21 protein-coding genes are annotated in these 19,730 nt (G+C 50.4%); 6 read left to right on the top strand and 15 right to left on the bottom strand.

Going from position 1 to position 19,730, the window contains the following annotated elements:
* Positions 1 to 23: 23 nt before the first annotated feature.
* Genes AC0V6Z_RS05010 through AC0V6Z_RS05000 form a run of 3 tightly spaced genes read right to left on the bottom strand, consistent with a single transcriptional unit; the run spans position 24 to position 4,000 of the window.
* On the bottom strand, positions 24 to 2,204 hold the full coding sequence (locus tag AC0V6Z_RS05010; protein WP_472640279.1) for a GumC family protein: 2,181 nt from the start codon (positions 2,202 to 2,204) through the stop codon (positions 24 to 26).
* The gene (locus tag AC0V6Z_RS05005) at positions 2,201 to 2,914 is read right to left on the bottom strand and encodes a polysaccharide biosynthesis/export family protein (RefSeq protein ID WP_472640278.1); all 714 of its coding nucleotides are present in this window, start codon (positions 2,912 to 2,914) and stop codon (positions 2,201 to 2,203) included. Before AC0V6Z_RS05005 ends, AC0V6Z_RS05010 begins: the two co-directional genes overlap by 4 nt.
* A 51-nt stretch (positions 2,915 to 2,965) precedes the next feature.
* Positions 2,966 to 4,000 (bottom strand): O-antigen ligase family protein, encoded by a 1,035-nt coding sequence (locus AC0V6Z_RS05000; protein WP_472640277.1) that lies wholly within the window; start codon positions 3,998 to 4,000, stop codon positions 2,966 to 2,968.
* A gap of 612 nt (positions 4,001 to 4,612) precedes the next feature.
* On the opposite strand from AC0V6Z_RS05000, the gene rfbC reads away from it, so the two are divergent.
* Genes rfbC through rfbA form a run of 6 tightly spaced genes read left to right on the top strand, consistent with a single transcriptional unit; the run spans position 4,613 to position 7,980 of the window.
* A complete protein-coding gene (gene rfbC, locus AC0V6Z_RS04995) occupies positions 4,613 to 5,167 on the top strand; it encodes a dTDP-4-dehydrorhamnose 3,5-epimerase (protein WP_472640276.1) in 555 nt (184 codons plus the stop codon).
* Between the two features lie 2 nt (positions 5,168 to 5,169).
* Positions 5,170 to 6,222 carry a dTDP-glucose 4,6-dehydratase gene (gene rfbB / locus AC0V6Z_RS04990; protein ID WP_472640275.1) on the top strand — a complete coding sequence of 351 codons (1,053 nt, stop codon included), beginning with the start codon at positions 5,170 to 5,172 and terminating at the stop codon, positions 6,220 to 6,222.
* A 9-nt stretch (positions 6,223 to 6,231) separates the two neighbouring features.
* Entirely contained in the window at positions 6,232 to 6,546 is a 315-nt protein-coding gene (locus tag AC0V6Z_RS04985; RefSeq protein WP_472640274.1) for a sugar nucleotide-binding protein, read from the top strand.
* Positions 6,482 to 6,652 carry a sugar nucleotide-binding protein gene (locus AC0V6Z_RS04980; RefSeq protein WP_472640273.1) on the top strand — a complete coding sequence of 57 codons (171 nt, stop codon included), beginning with the start codon at positions 6,482 to 6,484 and terminating at the stop codon, positions 6,650 to 6,652. Before AC0V6Z_RS04985 ends, AC0V6Z_RS04980 begins: the two co-directional genes overlap by 65 nt.
* Positions 6,603 to 7,100, top strand: coding sequence for an SDR family oxidoreductase (locus AC0V6Z_RS04975; RefSeq protein ID WP_472640272.1), 498 nt, complete (start codon positions 6,603 to 6,605; stop codon positions 7,098 to 7,100). Before AC0V6Z_RS04980 ends, AC0V6Z_RS04975 begins: the two co-directional genes overlap by 50 nt.
* Before the next feature lie 4 nt (positions 7,101 to 7,104).
* Positions 7,105 to 7,980, top strand: a complete 876-nt coding sequence (gene rfbA, locus AC0V6Z_RS04970) for a glucose-1-phosphate thymidylyltransferase RfbA (protein ID WP_472640271.1) — start codon at positions 7,105 to 7,107, stop codon at positions 7,978 to 7,980.
* Here rfbA and AC0V6Z_RS04965 read toward each other — a convergent pair.
* From AC0V6Z_RS04965 to AC0V6Z_RS04910, 12 genes are all read right to left on the bottom strand, one after another.
* On the bottom strand, positions 7,977 to 9,329 hold the full coding sequence (locus AC0V6Z_RS04965; protein WP_472640270.1) for a glycosyltransferase: 1,353 nt from the start codon (positions 9,327 to 9,329) through the stop codon (positions 7,977 to 7,979). The two genes, rfbA and AC0V6Z_RS04965, sit on opposite strands and share 4 nt — an antisense overlap.
* Before the next feature lie 37 nt (positions 9,330 to 9,366).
* A complete protein-coding gene (locus tag AC0V6Z_RS04960; RefSeq protein WP_472640269.1) occupies positions 9,367 to 10,536 on the bottom strand; it encodes a hypothetical protein in 1,170 nt (389 codons plus the stop codon).
* Positions 10,536 to 11,465 (bottom strand): glycosyltransferase, encoded by a 930-nt coding sequence (locus AC0V6Z_RS04955; RefSeq protein ID WP_472640268.1) that lies wholly within the window; start codon positions 11,463 to 11,465, stop codon positions 10,536 to 10,538. Before AC0V6Z_RS04955 ends, AC0V6Z_RS04960 begins: the two co-directional genes overlap by 1 nt.
* Positions 11,466 to 11,704: 239 nt before the next feature.
* Positions 11,705 to 12,445 carry a sugar transferase gene (locus AC0V6Z_RS04950; protein WP_472640267.1) on the bottom strand — a complete coding sequence of 247 codons (741 nt, stop codon included), beginning with the start codon at positions 12,443 to 12,445 and terminating at the stop codon, positions 11,705 to 11,707.
* Between the two features lie 4 nt (positions 12,446 to 12,449).
* Complete coding sequence (locus tag AC0V6Z_RS04945) at positions 12,450 to 12,908, bottom strand: NAD-dependent epimerase/dehydratase family protein (RefSeq protein ID WP_472640266.1); 459 nt, start codon at positions 12,906 to 12,908, stop codon at positions 12,450 to 12,452.
* 123 nt (positions 12,909 to 13,031) lie between these two features.
* Positions 13,032 to 14,285, bottom strand: coding sequence for a hypothetical protein (locus AC0V6Z_RS04940; RefSeq protein WP_472640265.1), 1,254 nt, complete (start codon positions 14,283 to 14,285; stop codon positions 13,032 to 13,034).
* Between the two features lie 276 nt (positions 14,286 to 14,561).
* Complete coding sequence (locus AC0V6Z_RS04935) at positions 14,562 to 15,062, bottom strand: acyltransferase (RefSeq protein ID WP_472640849.1); 501 nt, start codon at positions 15,060 to 15,062, stop codon at positions 14,562 to 14,564.
* 44 nt (positions 15,063 to 15,106) lie between these two features.
* Positions 15,107 to 15,778 (bottom strand): DegT/DnrJ/EryC1/StrS family aminotransferase, encoded by a 672-nt coding sequence (locus tag AC0V6Z_RS04930; RefSeq protein ID WP_472640264.1) that lies wholly within the window; start codon positions 15,776 to 15,778, stop codon positions 15,107 to 15,109.
* A gap of 31 nt (positions 15,779 to 15,809) precedes the next feature.
* Positions 15,810 to 16,229, bottom strand: a complete 420-nt coding sequence (locus AC0V6Z_RS04925; RefSeq protein WP_472640263.1) for a DegT/DnrJ/EryC1/StrS family aminotransferase — start codon at positions 16,227 to 16,229, stop codon at positions 15,810 to 15,812.
* On the bottom strand, positions 16,226 to 17,128 hold the full coding sequence (locus tag AC0V6Z_RS04920; RefSeq protein ID WP_472640262.1) for an LbetaH domain-containing protein: 903 nt from the start codon (positions 17,126 to 17,128) through the stop codon (positions 16,226 to 16,228). Before AC0V6Z_RS04920 ends, AC0V6Z_RS04925 begins: the two co-directional genes overlap by 4 nt.
* Before the next feature lies 1 nt (position 17,129).
* A complete protein-coding gene (locus tag AC0V6Z_RS04915; RefSeq protein ID WP_472640261.1) occupies positions 17,130 to 18,068 on the bottom strand; it encodes a Gfo/Idh/MocA family protein in 939 nt (312 codons plus the stop codon).
* Between the two features lie 4 nt (positions 18,069 to 18,072).
* Entirely contained in the window at positions 18,073 to 19,401 is a 1,329-nt protein-coding gene (locus tag AC0V6Z_RS04910; protein WP_472640260.1) for a nucleotide sugar dehydrogenase, read from the bottom strand.
* Positions 19,402 to 19,730: the final 329 nt, after the last annotated feature.

Here is a 19,730-nt window from a genome sequence, read left to right as displayed (position 1 = left end):
CTCAAGACCCCAAATTATGAAAACTATTGATCCGCGTCGTCGCGGCCATAGCCGTAACCATAGCCATAACCCTCTCCGTATCCGTAAGCTGACTGGCGATGATCGATCTTCGTGACAATCCCACCCTTTATGTCTGCCCCAGCTGAACGTAGGCGATCAAGCGCTCGACTGATTGCACGTACCTTGACCCGGTCCGCTTCGATCACATAGATCAATCCATCAACAGATTTGGAAAGTTCAAGCGCGTCAGCAAGCGCCAAAACCGGCGCCCCATCAATAATGACTTGATCATACTGAGTCCTTGCATCGTCAAGGACCTCCTGAAGCCTATTACCAGCCAACAGTTCAACCGGATTGGGCGGCACCGGACCAGCCAATAGATAATCAAAACCAAATTCCTCGGAGCGCTCAACGCTGTCACGAAGATTGTTCAATTGCCCGGAAAGAAGACCAGCTAAACCCTGTGGGTGTCTTGGGGTTACGTTGAGCGTGGTTGCCAACACCGATTTGCGCAAATCAGCGTCAAGCAAGAGGGTCTTCTTACCTAGGTGAACAAAGCTCGCAGCTAGTGCCAATGACGAGAATGACTTGCCTTCTGAAGGCACTGATGATGTCAGCATCAAGGTCTTTGGTGCGCCATTCTCTGTCAAGAATGTCAAGCTCGTACGAACCGAAGCATAAGCCTCGCTGACTTCGGATGAACGCTCAGCCACTTGACTGACAAGTTCGGGATTATCGTTTCGTGGAATTGCACCAAGCAATGCAATACCCAATTCCGATTTGACATTTTGCGGATCGCGCAAGGTTTGACTCATGGCCACTCTGACGAACAGCAGCAGGGCAGCAATGCCCAAGGAACCGAAAAGCGCAATTGCCAGGTTCAGTGGCCACGAGGGCGAATAGGCAAACTGAGGGGTCTCTGCCGCATCAATAAGCTTGATATTATTCTGGCCTGCGCCCGCCGCTTCCAACTCTTTCAAGCGCTGCAATAAACTGTCGTACAGCTCTCTGTTTGTATCCACCTCGCGCTTGAGAATGCCGTAGCGAATCCCCTGGTCTTGTTGTGTAAGAAAGCTTGATTTGACCGAGCGAAGCTGCTGACGAAGCTGGATTTCCTGAGCACGTGCCGCCTCAAGTTTGGCGAGTGCAGTCGCCCGTGAACCTGAGTTCACTTCATCGTTGCTTTCGGAAATGACCTTTTCCAATGAGGCGACTTTTGCGGCTGCCTCTCTCAGGGGTGGATATTCTGGTCCGAAGTTTGCCGAAAGTTCAGCCATTTCAGCTCTGGCGAGGGCCAAACGGTCGGTCAAAACAGGAAGCGTAACCGCTCTGTCTGTTCCGACTGAGCTCAATTCAGATTCAGCGGCAATACGCTCTGCAACCGCCGCAGCCAACGCCTCATTAAACGCACTTAATTCTGCGCCGGTTAGCGTTTGACTGGCTGATTCAGAGCCTGCAGCGTCAGATGAACCACGGCTTAGAACCAAAATACCGTTGGCACTGGCATATTCCACCAACTCTTGTTCCGACACAGCGAGTTGATCGCGCAACTCATCAATTTGATCCCGCAGAAATTCTCTTGCCTCAATATTGTCGCCAAAGCGCTTTTCGTAGTTCGCCGCGATAAATTCTTGCGCCCAAAGATTGGTGATTTGCTCTGAGATGCGCGGAGATGAGCTGGAAAAACCAATATCGACCAAACTCGACTGCTCAATGGGCTCAACCGAGATGTTTTCAAGCAGAGTATCCAAAACCTGCTGAGTCGTTGTTGATCCATCTTCACCGAACCCGAACGCCTCAAGAAATTCCTCATCGCGCTCCAAATTACCCGCTTCGTTCGCTCGCTCTGCCATGAAACGCGAAACCAGCAACTCGTACTGAGTGTTGAGGTATTGTAACTCAGAAATGTTGCTCTCTGCGCTGAGCGGGTCAAGGTCAGTGACATTGGCCACTGCTTGGGAGACTTCGATCCTTGAGTTGGCTTTGTACAGTGGGGTACTAAGCAGAGTTACGATGACTCCAAGCAAAAGCCCGCCAATTACCAAGCTGGCCAACCAGTATTTTATGGCTAGGGCTTCGTTCCAATAGCGCTCAAAATCGATCGACAGCTCACCGCTGTCGGCGCCATAGTCATAACCGCCACCATCGCCATTAACAAAGGTAGAGGGGGTCTGCCCAACTGACGACTGCTCACTATTGCTCAATTTTCAGTTCCCAGGCGATCAATCAAAATGGCTGCGTTAATAACACTAGGCAATAGTGCGAGTATCGTTTCGAGTCTGCGCCTAGCCGCCGAATCCCCGACCATGACCACATCGTTAGGGTAGAGCTTGGGATCCTCAATATTACCCCCACGAATGGCCTGAAGATTGTACACCCCAATATATGTTTGCGGGCCGATATCGCGGAACACCAGCACTTCCTTCAAGTCAGAATATTCAGTCTGACCGCCAGCCGCGTTGAATGCACGCATGAGCGTTAAATTGTTGCTGGCGGGATAAGTACCTGGATTGTCGACCTGCCCACCAATGGAAAAGGTGAGCGGCTCAATTTCTTCTGGAATTACCGTTACCTGAGGGTTCTTCACGACCCGCCCCTGCAACTTACTGGCTATCAACCGTGCAGCAGAACCTGGCGTCTCGCCAGCAAGCTCAACTGAACCAATAAGCGGGTAATCTATCCGGCTGGCACCGTCGGTCAGAAACGTGCCAGTCAGCAATTCAGAATTCGTGACCGTAATGTTCAACAATTGCTGAGGCCCAATCGCATAAAAAAAGTTTTCTTGCGGAATGGGCAGTGTTTGGAGATCGGTTACCTCGATATTGCTCGCCGCACCGTAAGTGCGCTGAGAACTGCAAGCGCTAACAAGCGAAGCAGCCATCAAGCATACCAATAGCCGTTTGAGATCAATCATTGAAAGCAGAGCTTTGCATGAAGAGGTTGAGATATCAGGCGTCACAATTGCTCACTTTTCCTTCGCGCTTCGCGCATATCCCGAAAGTTCAAAATTCTTTAGAGCCAAGCTCGCTAAAAGCCAAACGCCAACCAACTGCATCAAGGGGGCACGTAAGGGATAGTCAATTACCGAGGCCACCCCCAGTATCGCGACAGCCGCTGCCCAAAGTAAGGTAGGCTTCGCCCACAAACCCTGTCGCTTAGCAAGCTTGACGAGATTTGATCCGATCCAAAGCAGCATAGCAATAAGTAAGAGAGCGGCCGGTAAACCACCTTCAATAACGGTTTGCATCCAATCATTGTGCGCTTGATTGACATAATTTGGCATCAGTAAATCAGTGGGCTCAAACTGGTGATAGGCGTCCTTAAAGGCGCCAAAGCCCACCCCAAAAAACCAAAACGTAGCCAACATCTTACTAAGGACTGGAAACAAATCTGCTCGCAAATCGTCAAATGGCTCATTGTTGAGCAATTGCTGCAATGCAGGCACATCATTGAAGAATACAAATACGGCTATCATCGCACCGAGAATGACCAGCATAGCGGAAAACGCCCATTGAGTCGCCTTTTCCCTACTCATTTCAAACTGACCAAATTTGCGTGTTTTCTGATGGCGGACCTGCTGTCTTGCTGGTCGAAACATCAGCAAAGAAACGAGCAGCGCAAACAAACCAAAAATCAATCCAGCGCGAGATCCATTGACCAAGATAACCAGCAATATGAGGATGAAGGCTGGAGGATAGACAAAGCGCAGCCAAACTGGATCATTGGATTTTGAAGATCCGATCGCAAGATAGCTTACCACCAGCAAGCATATGGCAGAAAAAGCAGCAGAGTGATTCTCGTTCGCAAACAAGCCGACCGGACCGCCTTCATTTGTAATCCGATAAAAATATAGCGCATCTCCTGGAGCGGCCAGTTGCAGCAAGCCTAGCATTGCATCGATCAGACCAAGTCCAGCGATTACGAGTAGTACCATGCGAGACCTAGCCTGCACGCTCGCGACCATCAGCAAACCTACTATTGGAATGATCAGGCTTGCCAATGCATTCCAACTTCTCGCTCGAGCGCAAGCGATATTGGCCGCCACAGATCACTCTGCCCCATTAATGCGTCCAATTCTGTGATTGGATCCCGGCCAGGCAATGATTGCCAAGCCCATGCCTAGCAAGGGGATCAATTGAATCGTCATCCACAAAAACAAGAGCCCGATCAATCCAAGCAAAAATCGCAACGGCTTCGTCTTTTCCCACGTGAGCCAATACAGTGCAGGAATTAGCATAAAGGCCGCAAGCGGACGCAGAGCGACCACCTGCGAGAGATCCTCACGCGAAGTTCCCCCGAACGCGGCCGCAACGAATGCCAATAGACCCAACGCACCCCAAGCCTTAGCGCGCGATCTATCTAGCGGCGAAAAAGTGTTTCGAACGGAAGGGGGCAAATTCTTTTCTCTATGCCGACAGTCGGCTAAGTAGGACGCAAGCAATAGGGTGTTACTGAAGGCCTTGGCAAGTCAAACCTTGGTGGGCTTAAAAACGTCGTCTAGCAATGTAGCAGCACTGCTTTTCATTGCCAAACAAGATCGTTATAGGGCCATGGTCTGCTTAGAGCTGGGCTAGAACCCACTTCGCTCAGCCCTTCAACCTCATAGGCAATCATGCAATTCGAAAAGACTAAATTAGAAGGCGTCTTCATTATATCGCCGAAACGTTTCGGCGACCAACGCGGTTGGTTTTCTGAAACCTGGAAAGCTAGCGCGATGATGGAGGTAGGTCTGACGCTCAACTTTGTTCAGGATAATCATTCCTTTTCAGCTACAGCCGGTACGTTGCGAGGTTTGCACTATCAAGCGCCGCCGTATGCGCAAGATAAGCTGATTCGCTGCACTAGCGGTGCAATATTTGATGTGGCGGTCGATGTCCGCGTTGGGTCGCCAAGCTTCGGGGAGTGGATTGGGGTAGAATTGACCGCTGAGAACAGTAAGCAGCTCTTAGTACCAACGGGTTTTCTGCACGGGTTCGTTACGCGTTTGCCCAACACCGAAGTGCAATACAAAGTGACCGACGTTTATGCCGCCAACAGCGATGGCTCCGTGCGTTGGGATAGCTTAGGCATTGACTGGAAGTTGTCCACCGAACCGCTCCTATCAGATAAAGACGCCAACGCGGACGCTTTTGAAAGTTGGAATTCCCCTTTTGTATATGGAAACTGACTGTGAAAATACTTGTTACAGGCGGAGCTGGCTTCATTGGCTCAGCAGTAATACGACTGGCCATTTCGCGCGGCCATAACGTCGTCAACCTCGACGCTCTGACATATGCTGCATGCTTGGATAATCTAGCAAGCGTGACGGAGAGCGAGCAGTACACTTTTGAACATGCCGATATTCGCAACCGTGGTGATCTGAGGCGCATTTTCTCTCATCATCAGCCGGACGTAGTGATGCATCTCGCAGCAGAGAGTCATGTCGATCGCTCGATTGATGGCCCAGCAGAATTCATCGCGACGAACATACTCGGTACTTTCAACATGCTGGATGCGGCGCACACGTATTGGCTTGAACGAGGAAAACCGGGGAATTTCCGTTTTCATCATATCAGCACGGATGAAGTGTATGGATCACTCCCGGCTGATCCAGAAGTCCAATTCACCGAAGACACACCTTACGATCCGCGGAGCCCTTATTCAGCTTCAAAAGCCAGTTCAGACCATTTGGTTCGGGCCTGGGCGGAGACGTATAATCTCCCCGTCTTGGTGACAAATTGCTCAAACAATTATGGCCCCTACCACTTCCCTGAAAAACTCATTCCCGTGGTCACGATCAACGCGCTGCATGGGAAGCCATTGCCAATCTATGGTGACGGCTCGAACGTACGTGATTGGTTATTCGTGGAAGACCACGCCGACGCGCTGCTGGTCGTATTGGAGAGGGGTGATATCGGACGCACGTACAATATTGGCGGAGAGAATGAGTGTAGCAACCTCACACTCGTGAAGACGATCTGCCAGATATTGGACCGACTACGGCCACTTGAAGATGGCAGTTCGTACAATAACTTAATCACTTTCGTCGCTGACCGTCCAGGTCATGATGCCCGATATGCAATCGACCCAAGTCGAATTCGCGATGAATTGGGTTGGAGGCCATCAGTGACGGTCGAAGAAGGCCTTGAGCGCACCGTTCGGTGGTATCTGGATAATGAGGATTGGTGGCGACCCTTGATGAGTCGCAAAGGTGTTGGTGAACGCCTTGGTTCAAGCAAGTAGAAGAGTGGTATGAGTCTTCTAGTTTTTGGCAAGACCGGTCAGGTTGCGCGCTGCCTTCAGGCTATCGCATCTAGTGATGAGCATCTGATAGTGCTCAGCCGGGAGGACGTTGATTTGCAAGATAGCGAAGCATGTACCGCCGCGATCAGTCACCGCGCACCCTCAGCAGTGATCAATGCAGCCGCTTACACGGCAGTCGATAAAGCTGAGGATGAGGAGGAATTAGCGGCTCAGATAAACACCGAAGCGCTAAGCTGCCATGGCACGCGCATGCGCCGCGCTAGACATCCCTTTGGTCCATATATCCACCGACTATGTGTTTGATGGAAGTGGTAATCGACCATGGCAAACAAACGATTCCACCGGACCCACTTCTGCATATGGCAGAACCAAACTGGCTAAGCGAACACGCAATTGTGCGCAACTGTAGTCGCCATGCCATTCTCCGCACCTCGTGGGTTTTCGCATCACACGGCCAAAACTTCGTCAAATCCATGCTCCGGCTCGGATCGGAACGGGACAAATTGACCATTGTTTCCGACCAGATTGGCGGGCCAACGCCAGCGCTAGCAATCGCAGCCGCATCTATTAGCATCGCGAAACAATTGGGCACCGACATCTCGAAATCTGGCACGTATCATTTGTCTGGTGCGCCTGATGTATCCTGGGCTGATTTTGCACGAGAGATATTTGCTCAAGCAAATCTACCATGTGAGGTGATCGACATCAAAAGCGCAGACTATCCAACCAAAGCTGTTCGACCCCATAATTCGCAACTTGATTGTGCAACCACAAGGTCAGTGTTCGGCATTCATCAACCAGATTGGCGGGAACATTTGCGTATGGTTTTGACAGAAATTTCAGAAGAGAAAGTGTAGCGAAATGCAACGCAAAGGTATCGTTTTGGCCGGTGGATCGGGCACTAGGCTCTATCCGGTAACTGTGGGCGTATCGAAGCAGCTCTTGCCGATCTATGACAAGCCAATGATCTATTACCCGCTGAGCGTGCTCATGCTGTCTGGCATCCGTGAAATCGCAATGATCACAACCCCAGAGGATCAAGCGCAATTCAAGCGCACCCTCGGCGATGGTAGCCAATGGGGCATCAGCCTTACCTATATCGAACAACCAAGCCCAGATGGACTGGCGCAGGCCTATACGCTTGCCGACGAATTCCTCGGCGGTGCCCCATCAGCGATGGTGCTCGGAGACAATATCTTTTTCGGCCATAGCTTGCCGGAGTTATTGCTGCAGGCCTCCGCACAATCGAAAGGTGGAACAGTGTTTGGTTATCACGTTGCTGATCCGGAACGTTATGGCGTTGTCGATTTTGCCAATGACGGTTCTGTCCGATCAATTGTTGAAAAGCCAACCCATCCAGCATCAAATTATGCTGTGACTGGACTGTACTTTCTGGATGGTAGTGCACCTGAACGTGCAGCTAAAGTGAAGCCATCTGAGCGCGGCGAACTCGAAATCACGACGTTGCTTGAGAGCTATCTGGAAGATGATCTTCTCAACGTTAGCCTTATGGGGCGAGGCTTCGCGTGGTTGGACACAGGAACTCACGCGAGCTTACTTGATGCTGGCAACTTTGTGCGTACGCTTGAGCAACGCCAAGGAATGCAAACTGGTAGCCTGGATGAGATAGCTTTCTCGCAAGGGTGGATTTCTGATCGAGAACTGGCGGAGCGCGCTAGTGCCTTTGGCAAGAATGCATATGGTCAATATCTCGAAGGATTACTGCCCCATAACTAAGGTCGAGCGGCCTGCTTACTCAACCGGCGATACATATCGGCATATTGCTTTGCATGACTCTCAAACGAGAATAGGTCCTCAACCAACGCAAGATCAGGCTCCAACGAATAAGCGGCAAGTAGGCTATCTCGAGTAATTTCATTGTGGGTGTGCGGATCATAGGCGATACCCAACCTATTGTCCTCAATGATCCTAGCAGCACCGCCGCAATAATTATTGCACAGCAGTGTTCGCCCAAATGCACTGTATTCCGCCGTCTTGGTCGCCAAAACAGGGGTGGCTAGGCGGCGCTCAATTTCATTTTTTGGGATCCGATAGGCTAGCGCATAGAAGTCGCCCTGAGAGAGGTATTCATACACCTGACGAACAGAAGGCGCAGGTGTTATTGATAGTTCCTCGCCAGATAAGTCTGAGAAAGCGTTGGCGAAATCTGACTTTGAACTGGTCGTAATCAATTGCAGACGCGTGTTGCCCAACTCAGCCTTGAATTTTGCATAGAGCGCAGCGAGCGTATTTGGATCGTGCCACGTTGAATGGCCTAGGGCCCCACAATAGCTCAATGTGAAGCCAGTTTTGTTGGGGTCGCGAGCTTTTGGAAACTCCCTTGAAAGTTTCGTATCGCAGCTAAGCAACACACACTCTGAATCTGTGCCACCGATCTCTGCCATATATTCTTGCATAGGCTTGGAAACGGACACCACGCAGTCTGTGGCTTCGACCAGAATTTTCTCAATTTTTTTGCGAAACAAAAGCGCCGAAATTTTCTCGTTGTAGTTGAGGCGATAGGCAACCTCCTCCGGCCACAGTCCGCGAGCATCGAATATAATTGAATAGGACAGCGAATACGTCTCTCGAGCTTTGAGCGCCGCATAGGCAGCATGATACGAACGGCAGTGAACAACTGTGCTAGTCTTCAGCTTCTCCGCAAGCGCTCGATGAGCGCTGCTTGGCTGCAAACGATAGAACTTACGTTCATCTGAATTGATGTCGCTTTGTATTGTGCGCACCCAAACAACCGAAAATGGTATGTTATCCAGCTTCTCGGCAATTGTTCTCAATTCGTTGCGGTAACCAAACCTCTCTCGCACAAGCCCGCTATGGATGATCGGCACGCCAGCAACAAACTGATATTCAAATTCAGGCGCTGCGGCGCTGTTATGGAGAAATTGACCAATAGGCTGCGAACCGAACACCCCATAGGAGCGCGGCGTTTCACCCCAGGTAAGATAGGTAATCACTGCTAGAGCCTTTCGTCCTTCGCTCTCAATGCTTGTTCGCCGTGACCGCTTCACTTGACCAAGCAAATTGGCATCAAGGTACAAAAACGTCCTCAATCCCAAATCGCTCATGACGCTGAAGGGCCCACCGTTCAAGGCCGGACACAGATTAAATATTGGAAACGAGCAAGCCGACCCCGAGAATAACGTTGGCCAAAATCAGTGTGCTGCCGACCCTCCTAAGCCCATAGTGCTGAACAAATGGACCCAAGAGAATTGGTGTCAAAAACACGTAATATTTCGCGTTTGTATATCCAGGCAAAACAAAAACGACAGAAATTATAAAGGCCAAAGCACAGTAAAATTCAAAGTATAAATCTTTTCTAAAATAATCTGATCTGTCGATATTCTTAAAGAATTTAATCGATCGAATTATTTCCTTTATAAGTAGAAATCCGAAAATTAGAACTAAAGGGGCGAAGACAACTCCGGAAGGCGTCATGAAGGTGAACGTCATGAACGTGATGCCAGGCCTCAGGAAAAGAGGGTATTTCTCAATTACCTCCAATCCTCGCTCGCTGTTATACGCGGCGGAAACTGCTGATAATTCAGTACTAAATGATACAATCGATCCAATATTCTGGATGAACTCAGTCCCAAACGCATATAATATCAATAGAGCAATCAAGAATGCAGCAATAGTAGTCCGCAAGCCCACATTATGGAACATAAATCGCGTGGAGAGTCTAAAACCCCAAAACAGTAACAACAAAATCGCATTGCCGCTATCAAACACAAAAGCGGCAGAAAAAATTAATAGGAATATCAAAGGTCTATTGAAGAAAAAGATGGCTAAAGTGGAGAGCGCTACAACCCAGGTTTCCTGTGAGAAGACCATCAAATAGTAGATGTAGGCAGGCAAGAGCAGCGTAAGTAGGGTTGCCTGCAGCATCGATTTACTGCCGATGTACCCTGGGACAGGGTGGTGATTGCGAGCTATCACATGGATCGCAAGCGCCAAAAATAGCACATGCGCCGCATAAACAGCGAAACGCATCATAGTTAGGCTAGTCGAAGACCTGCAGTGGACGCCTTTAAGATCGTAGTACAATCCAGGTACGTGTGCCTCTGGCGCGCAAAACAGTGAACGTAATTTGATTTCAGCTGAGTCTGGGACGAGAACATAAGGCGAGAATTGCCTCACTTCGGAGCCAAATACGCCAAGCACGCGGATTATAAAATCCGGCTCATCAGTCGGGGCCAAGGCAAAGCGGAACAACAACCCAAACAAGATCGCCAAAACGACGATTTGCAACTGATCCTTCCTGTGCAGGACCATTATGCCCGCGATCCTTCAAGCAATCGTTTTTGCTTCAGGTACATCAGGATCAACACCAGAATAATCGTCAATTTCTCTTTTGGTCTACGTCGAAGGTGACGGGACTGAGAAAGAAGGCGAACCAATCCGCCCCAACCGCTTGGATGCCTCGCAGCCTTGAGAAATGCGGGAGCACTCATGAGCTCCATAATTTTCTGCATATCACTCGAATACCAGCCTCCATCGAGTAATTTTAACCGCTGCCAAGCCGCACCAATGCCCTCATTCGCTCCAACAACGTTATTGCTATGTTGCCGGTAACGCATTGTCGAACTTGGTAAAATATACCACGTTCTACCACTAGCCCTTGTGAACGCATAGAACAGCCAATCATGGGCACTAACTTTAGAAACGGTATCCCACTGTTCATTGATAAAGTGCCGCAATTCGGTCGCGATTGCTCTGGTAAAGACATATGTGCAGCCAGGACCCGCCGCCTCAAAGAAGTGGTCAAACGGTGTCTGCGGATAAGACTTCTTAATCAAAAGCGTTCGCCCGTCCGGCCAAAAGGCCTCGACATCAGATGACACTGCATCTGCCTTGTGGCTGATAAGAGCCTGAATCGAGCGGGATAGCTTATCTTCGAGCCACAGATCATCTTGGTCGCAAAGGGCGATGTAGTTGAAGTCATCCCACGGAGCAGTTCGCATCAAAGAGATGAAATTTTGCCCAGCTGAACCCACTTTAGGGCCTTGTAACAAGGTCACTTTGCCCCGCTTATAAGCGCCAACAATTTCACACGTACGGTCTGTGGATCCATCATCGCTTACGAAGACTTCAATATCGAAGCCCTCGTTAGAGAAGACTGAGTCCAACTGAGCCTCAATATGCTCAGCGCCATTATAGGAAGCCAGCAGAACAGCAATTCGGATCATGGTTGCCTTGTGCAATTATCCAAACCTCGTTCGCCCTATTCTAAAGCCAGGGGAAGGTGGAGTTTGATCCGCCGAGACCGCGAAGCAGATTTGTTACCAGTCGAGCGTCAGTAGTTTCTGCACACCCAATCATTGAAAGAGAGCAGCTAACTTATCGGTGCGGCGGCGTCCATAGCTTTCGTGGCAGACCATCCCTCCGTGACTGCGCTTTGGCGTGGGAAATCTCAAAATCTCGCTCATCCGGCTTTGACCTATTACTTCGCCACCTTGTCACCTTGTCCACGTCCAAAGGCCGTTGCGAGCGCAATCTTTGCATCTAGTGCCAAACACCGCAATTTGACATATTGCTGATCGGATATCGCCAGCCTTTGTGGCTCTGACATATCGATATCATGAATCTGCGACAGGCCAGTTATGCCCGGCAAGAGGCCGAGTACGCCGCGCTCGCGCCTCGCTTCGATCAACTCAGTTTGAATGGGCAGGCAGGGTCGCGGGCCAATAAGGCTGATTTCACCTTTGAGAATATTAAGCACCTGCGGCAATTCATCCACCTTAGTCCGCCGCATGAACGCTCCGATTTTCGTTATAGACGCGGCAGAAACCTCGTGGGTGCCAGCCTGCTTGGTTCCAAGCGTCATGGTTCGAAATTTGTAACATGTGAACGGCTTGCCCTGACGTCCCATCCTGGTTTGGGCAAAAATGCCTGGGCCTTTGCTGTCCAGTTTTATGGCCGTCCAGAAGGCGATCAGCAACCACCAGAGCAATGCAATCACAGCAACCGCAAATGCTTTATCGATCAGCCAGCGCACACAGCTATACATCAGGTTCTTGCCCTTATCATCGGACAGGATGACAGGGGTTTCAGCACTTTCTGAGCGTCCGCGATCAACGATGTGATCGGCTAAGAGCTGAACATGTCCCGTCGGTTGCAATGCGGCCACCGCCGAGAACAGACCGCGAGAAATCACTGCTGGAAGGTGATTGAGAAACGACAAACGGCTAAGCCCACTGTGTTCCATACATCGCGGGCAAGAAAATAGCTGTCGATCGCAAACCTTCAATTGCCTCGAGCTCTCTTGCCCCGGCCCTTTTGCTCTTGGAATAGGCTGAATTGTTCGCTTCATCCAATGCATGCACCGATGAGCTAAATACGAATTCCTCTATGCCCGCAGCTTTCGCTTGGAGTGCTACCTGAAGCATGAAGTCGACGTTTACTTCAAAAACCTCAGCCTCAGGCAAATCGCTATCATTGTTTGCCACCGCCAAATGCAAGAGGATATCATAGCCCTTCGCCTTACCGGTGAGCTCAGAATAGGAAGATGCTGAAACATCCGGAAATACTTGCGACAAGCGCGCAGTATCTCGTCCAATCACGAGCAACTCATGATCGTCGTTCCTTAGGAGCGGAACGAGCTGCCGACCGATAAACCCGGACGCCCCGGTTATTGCGATCTTCAATGGTATGGTCACTCTTCAACCGATCACCCGGCTTGGGCAAAGCGGCGCTACTGCCAAGGATTTAACAAAATCGTCAAGCGCTATCTTCGCACACGACCGAAGCACGAAAAAATACGCCAAGCTTTATATTGAGGCAACGCTCCGCGCCACGCGATATCGTATAAAAAATATATAGCTTGCGTAGAGGCCAAGTGCGGTCAATCCGAAAGCCATTTCAAATGGAATGATCAGCGAAGCGAAATACAAAGCAAGGGCGAGGACTACGAGGCGCATAGCGTCAAAGCCTAGAAAAGCCCCTTCATCGCTGAGTGCAATTCGCACCTGTGCAACCGGATTTATAGCACACTGCCCTAACGCCGCGAGAAACAAAAATACAGCAATTCCTAAATGCTCCAAATCCAAAGGTTCGCGAAAAACATAGAGCAGCCCGAATAAAACGGGCGCCAGAAGCACATATAAACCAACGCTTTGAACCATGGTTCGTGCTATCAGGAGAGATAAGCTATAGGTCTGCCTTTCCCGAATAACCGACCATCGCATTGCTTCGGCCAGAAATAGTCTGCCAATTACTTGATAGATTAGCGTGATCGGAGCAGTGAACATGCGCATGATCAGGCCAAAATCAGCAACGAATTGCGGCGTTTGCGTCGCGGCTGCTGCAAGTAGTGGCAAATTCACATAAACGGAGTTCACACCCGTTGAAACAGTGAGCCAAGCAGACCGTTTGATCATATCGGGCGTCGGCGTGTAGAGCAGCGGGAGATTGTCGCCTTCCAGGCGTAAGTTCAACAGCAAATGGCCAATCCAGATTAGGGCGGGAATTCCAAAACCTAGACCTGCAAAAAGCAACACGAGCTCACCGCTAAAGCCCTCCAACCCAAGAGCCATAGCGCCCATTAAAACTGCAAGAATTGCGACCTGCATGCTGCGCATTAACAACAATGCTCGAATTCTCTTTGATTGGACCAAGAGAAAACTCAAAACCTCGCTGAGACCTAGCCCCACAATCATCGGAATGCCAAAAATCGAGAGTGAAGGGAAACTGGGAAAAAGGCCAGAAACAAGCCCAGACCCCAAAATGGCAAGCAAAACAACCAACACCAAGGCGGTAAGTGGCATCACAACTGCGGCTGCGGAGATGCGTGCATGTTCTTGAAAAACCAAAATCTCGAACCGCATACTCGCGACCGAACCGACTATGCCGACAACCGCCAATTGCGTGAGGAAAAAAGCAAAGCCCTCAGTCGGTAACACCACTTTAGCAAGCAGCAACAGCGCAAGGTTTGCTCCTTGAATCAGGGCACTTGCCGCGCCCAATTGCAACCTCTCGCCCTGCAACCTATCAATTACCGCTTGGCCTGGAGCTTTAAGAAGCATTTAAAAAACACTTCTGCAGAACAAAGGCTTGTATCCAACTCGAATAAGGATGAGGCAGATGAGCCTTCAGCGGCGGTGGGAATGTCTAAGCTCATTTCTGTCTATTATATACTCAACATACTCGCGTGTCGCGTACGAAAAGCTTGATTTCACGCCCGCTGCCTAGCTGAGAAAAAATTGGGTGATTGTCTGCCACTAATTCCGCTGGCCAGCCGAGGCACTACTAATGATCGAGTGCAACGAAAGCGGCGCCGACCATTAAAACGTCCAGTGCTCTTAGAGCAGGTGATACCGCCCCTCCTGATCAAGGCGATCATAATGTGCTTTGTCTCTAGCGCTAAACGCAACCGAGGCGGCAGCGCCTACAATCGCGAGAGGTGCGATCTTTCCATGGACAACTGCGCCGGACCCAATGATTGCGCCCTCACCAATCTCCGTGCCAGGCGCAATCGTTACATTGACACCAATCCAAACATTCCGACCAATTGTAACCGGTCGAGGAATGTTCTCATCATCGTAAGGGAGAGCAGTGCCTCGTATATTGTGATTGCGAGTATAGATCGTGCAATTGGAGCTGATGTGAACATTGTCACCTATGGTAAGGCCACCATCGCAAACCCAGTTAGCGCCGAAATTAACCTGTACATTGTTCCCAATTGTGAGACCGTGAGCATTAGCAAACCGTCCGCGCCCACTAACGAAAATGGAACCGCACGACTTACTCTTGTGTGCGAGAAAAGCTCCCGTAGTCCACTGCCAAAACTTCCGGTCAACCATGGCCCAGACGCGAGTGGAGTAGAACAGGAGCAAGGCGAGCCATTTCATGACACGCCCTCCATTGCAGGCCTGTTGGTATTCAGAACTTTTAAAAGTGCATCGGCGATCTTGGCGATGTCGTCATCAGTCAAATACGGGTGGATCGGTAAACTCATCACTTCCTCAGCGGCCCGGTCTCCCTCAACAAGCGAGACATTATGATCGGCGACAGCAGGTTGCCGGTTGAGAGGGAGTGGGTAATGAACCGCTGTGGGCACGCCGAGCTCCTTTAGTTGCGCCTGAATATCCTCGCGGTTATCCACCCGGACGGTGAACTGAGCCCAAGCAGATGTATTTCCAAACGTGATCGTGGGCAGCCGCAAGCAGTTTTGGCCGCCCAATTGCTCAGCATAAATGTCTGCCACGCGTTGCCGAGCGGCAATCTCATCGTCCAAGATCGCCAACTTGGGCAATAAAATCGCCGCTTGTAGAGTGTCCAGCCGAGAGTTTACCCCGACAATCTCATGGTAATACCTTTTCGTCTGGCCATGCCGCGCAATCTTGCGCAGCTGCTTCCCAAGCTCGGGATCAGAGGTGAAAATAGCCCCTCCATCACCGTAACAGCCCAGCGGCTTTGAAGGAAAAAAGCTCGTGCACGCAATCGTGGAGAGATTGCAGCTCTTACGGCCATTTTGGCTGGCGCCAAAACTCTGAGCGCCATCCTCGATAACCGGCAAGCCGTGTTTCTCTGCGATGGTATTGATGGCGTCAAAGTCGGCTTAGCTGGCCGTAGAGTGAAACCGGAATGATAGCTTTCGTTCTTGATGTGATCGCCGCTTCGAGCAAGGCAGGTTGCATGTTGAAAGTCACAGGATCTGTATCAACGTAGACTATCTTTGCGCCCAGCACTGCGGTGGTTTCAGCGGTAGCTATGTAGCTGAAACCTGGCGTAATCACTTCATCGCCAGGCCCCACACCAAGCGCCATGAGGGCGATTTGCAATGCATCCGTACCATTGGCAACAGTGATGCACTCGCTCGCGCCAGTGTAGGCAGCCAGCTTCTCCTCAAGCTCAGAGACTTCGGGCCCGAGAATATACTTTCCATGGCTCAACACGCGAGCGATGCCTGCGTCAATCTCCTCGCGCAAACGAGCCTGTTGGGCGGCCAGATCTACGAATGGTATCACTTTAGAGTTCTCATGAATGTAAGCCATTTACGGTGAGGAACAGCAAAATTGCCAGTCACTTTTACTTCTTCAGCAACATCACGAGTGACGACTGCTCCAAGTGTGATCTGAGCGTTCGAGCCAATGACAATACCATTAGATATGGACGAGTTGGGTCCGACAAAAGTGTCACGACCAATTACCACACGCCCTGAGATTTCTGCGCAAGCCGCTATCCGGACATTGGGACCAATTTCGCAGTCATGCGCAACATGGATTTGGCAATCAAGTTTCGTTCCGCTGCCCAATTCTGTAAAGCCACCGAAGGTTGCTCTGACCAATGTGCATTTCGCCTGGACATCCACATTATCATGCATGCGAACGCCGCCTGATTGAGCGACTATTGTCCGAGGTTCCGACGCCATATCGACTTCAAACGCATCACATCCCACGATCGTGCCTGGGCCGATGGAGCAGTTAGCGCCTATGATCGAGCGCGGCATTACGACCGCATTGGGAAACACAACTGATCCAGGACCGATTTCAACATCGTGATCAGCTACATATGCACCGGAATACACTGTCGCTGTGGGATGGATCCGGCTTGGAAACGATTCCCATTGAAAATCAGCTCGTTGAGCGATTTTGCGCTGGATCATCAAACTCGCAGCCACAGGATTATCTGCTAGTGCCAGCCCCATCTGGTCGGGAATTGTTTCCGCCAGATTTGGCAGCGTGATTATTCCGACGATGCCAGATTGCTCTAATGCAGCTGCAACATGAGCGGGCTTGCTGGCAGGCACAACGCGCTTTTCCAAAGTTGTTGGGATCTTCCCAACATATGCGAAGTCACAATCACGTGCGACGGCCAATCCGTCGACATCTATAGTTTTCAAAGAAGTGGTATTGCCAGTAAACATATCACCGCTCCACAAATCTGTGAGTCAGGTCGCTGATCGGCGAAATTGAGGCATTTCGGATGTCCGCAACCGTTTCAATAGCGACCCGGTTTTCCTCAACACCAAAACCGCCTCCGGCCAGGATGTCCTCGTAAATCTTAGTGTGGAGTTCAGTGAAACCTTCAGAGAACTCCAATGTCTCTCCATCAGCCAGGACCGAACGATAGGTACGTTTACCCTTTGCTCGCTCCTCAGAAGGCACATCATTGCAGTCAAGGGAGAGAAACCACCGAACGCGCGCACGTTCATATTCGAGATACCCAGCAGCCTTTTTCGGGGTGTTTAGATGAACAACGCTCTCTTGCAATTTGCCGTATACAAAATGCAGCATATCAAAAAAGTGGACGCCGATATTGGTGGCAATTCCGCCAGACTTATCTTGTGCACCCTTCCAGCTCTTTAGATACCAATTTCCGCGAGAAGTGATGTAGGTTAAATCAACCTCAATCTTGCGCTTATCAGGAGTCCTGGCGACACGGTCACGCAAGGCCAAAATTGCCGGATGCAGCCGCAATTGCAGAATCGTATGGATTTTTTGACCTGTGTCCGCTTCCACAGCCTTTAGCTCGTCCATGTCTTCCGGATGCAACACCAGAGGCTTTTCGCAAATTGCATCCGAACCCGCGCGCAAAGCCCATTGCATGTGAGCTGAATGCAGGAAATTAGGCGAGGCAATTGATACGTAATCGAGCGCAGAACCCGCACGGCGCTTGCCACTCAAGTGCGCATCAAACATTTCGAAGTCAGTAAAGAACTGAGCATCAGGAAAATGACTATCAATAATGCCAACGGAATCGCTAGCATCCATCGCAGCAACCAGATCATTGCCTGTGTCACGGATCGCTTTCATATGGCGAGGTGCGATGTAACCAGCGGCACCAATGAGGGCAAAATTCTTCATTGATTCAGGCCTTAACGATATTGTTTGCGGGTACACGATACACACCACGAGTGTCGACTAGTAGCTTCGCGTTTTCGCGGATCATCTCGTAGTCGAAACTGGTATGATCGGTCGTCAATACTAGTACATCAAATTTAGCAATTGTGTCTGGCGTTAGATCCACCGACCTTAGATCAAAATTGTGGTTCCGCATCTTTGGAAAGGCTGGAACGTGCGGATCCGAATATTCGACCTGCGCGCCTGAATCGCGAAGCCTTTCCATGACTTCGACAGAAGGGCTTTCGCGCATATCATCAACATTCTTCTTATAGGCGATACCCAGGACAAGTATCCGGCTACCGCGCAGAGCCTGGCGATTATCGTTCAAGGCACCCATCACCTTGCTAACAACATAATCTGGCATTGCTTGGTTGATCTCGCCAGACAATTCAATGAATCTGGTATGCAGGCCATACTCTCTCGCCTTCCACGTGAGATAGAAAGGATCAATTGGAATGCAGTGTCCGCCTAGACCTGGCCCGGGATAATATGGCGTGAAACCAAACGGCTTAGTTGCTGCGGCGTCAATCACTTCAAATATGTCGATGCCCATGCGATCAGCCACGATCTTCATCTCATTCACCAAGCCGATGTTCACCGCGCGATGAATATTCTCAAGAAGCTTGGTCATTTCTGCAGCCTTGGTGGATGATACTGGCACAACCCGGTCGATCGCTTGGCCGTAAAGAGCTTCACCAACCGCCAAACAGTTCGGAGTGTGTCCCCCTACCACCTTAGGTATCGTGTTCGTTGTAAAGTTGGCATTGCCTGGATCTTCGCGTTCAGGCGAATAGACCAAGAAAATGTTTTCGCCGACCACCAGACCGCCAGACGTGATACGAGGTAGCAATTCTTCTTCGGTGGTGCCTGGATAGGTTGTGCTTTCCAGAGAGACCACTTGGCCCGCCCGTAAATACGGAACGACCGACTCAGTGGTCTGGACAACAAAACTGAGGTCAGGTTCACGGTGCTTGTTCAAGGGGGTGGGCACACATAAAATGAGAGCATCCGCCTCCGATGCTCTGATGAAATCAGTGGTGCACTCCATTCCTGCAGCATTGGCAGCAGCAACATCAGCATCGCTGATGTGCTCAATATGCGACTGCCCAGCGTTCAGCGCATCAACTTTTGTGACATCGACTTCAAATCCGATTACTTTGTAGCCGAGCTGACTGTAACGAAGCGCCAATGGCTGGCCAACATAGCCCATGCCAAGGATACCGATAACGGCTTCACGGCCTTCCAGCTTTTCGATCAGTTGCGCATTTGCAGCAACCGGTAGGCGAGTAGCCATTTTCGTCCTTTCAATGATCTGGGAGCAAGCGGTCAAACCCACCCTTTAAGGAAATTCCTGCCAATTGTCACAGCGGTGAAGGGGGCGGCTTTCTTTCAGCGCAATTCACTCTGCGAAGATCCCGCATCCCACCCTACACATACCGTCACGTGCGCCGTGCTTACCGACAGTTAGAAGCAATATAGTTGCGGCATTGATTGCGCCCTATTCAAGCCATAAATCAATCTGTCAACGCTAGGTTCGTTCACGCCCTTTCGAGTTTCAGCAGAGGTGCTCGGATTCAATAAGCACTGACACCTTTCATGTGGTCGTTATTTGGCGTCGTAGAT

The organism is Erythrobacter sp. SN6-5 (genome assembly GCF_057364945.1).
Note: the sequence above shows the minus strand (reverse complement) of the source record. Positions and strands in the feature narration are given on the sequence as shown.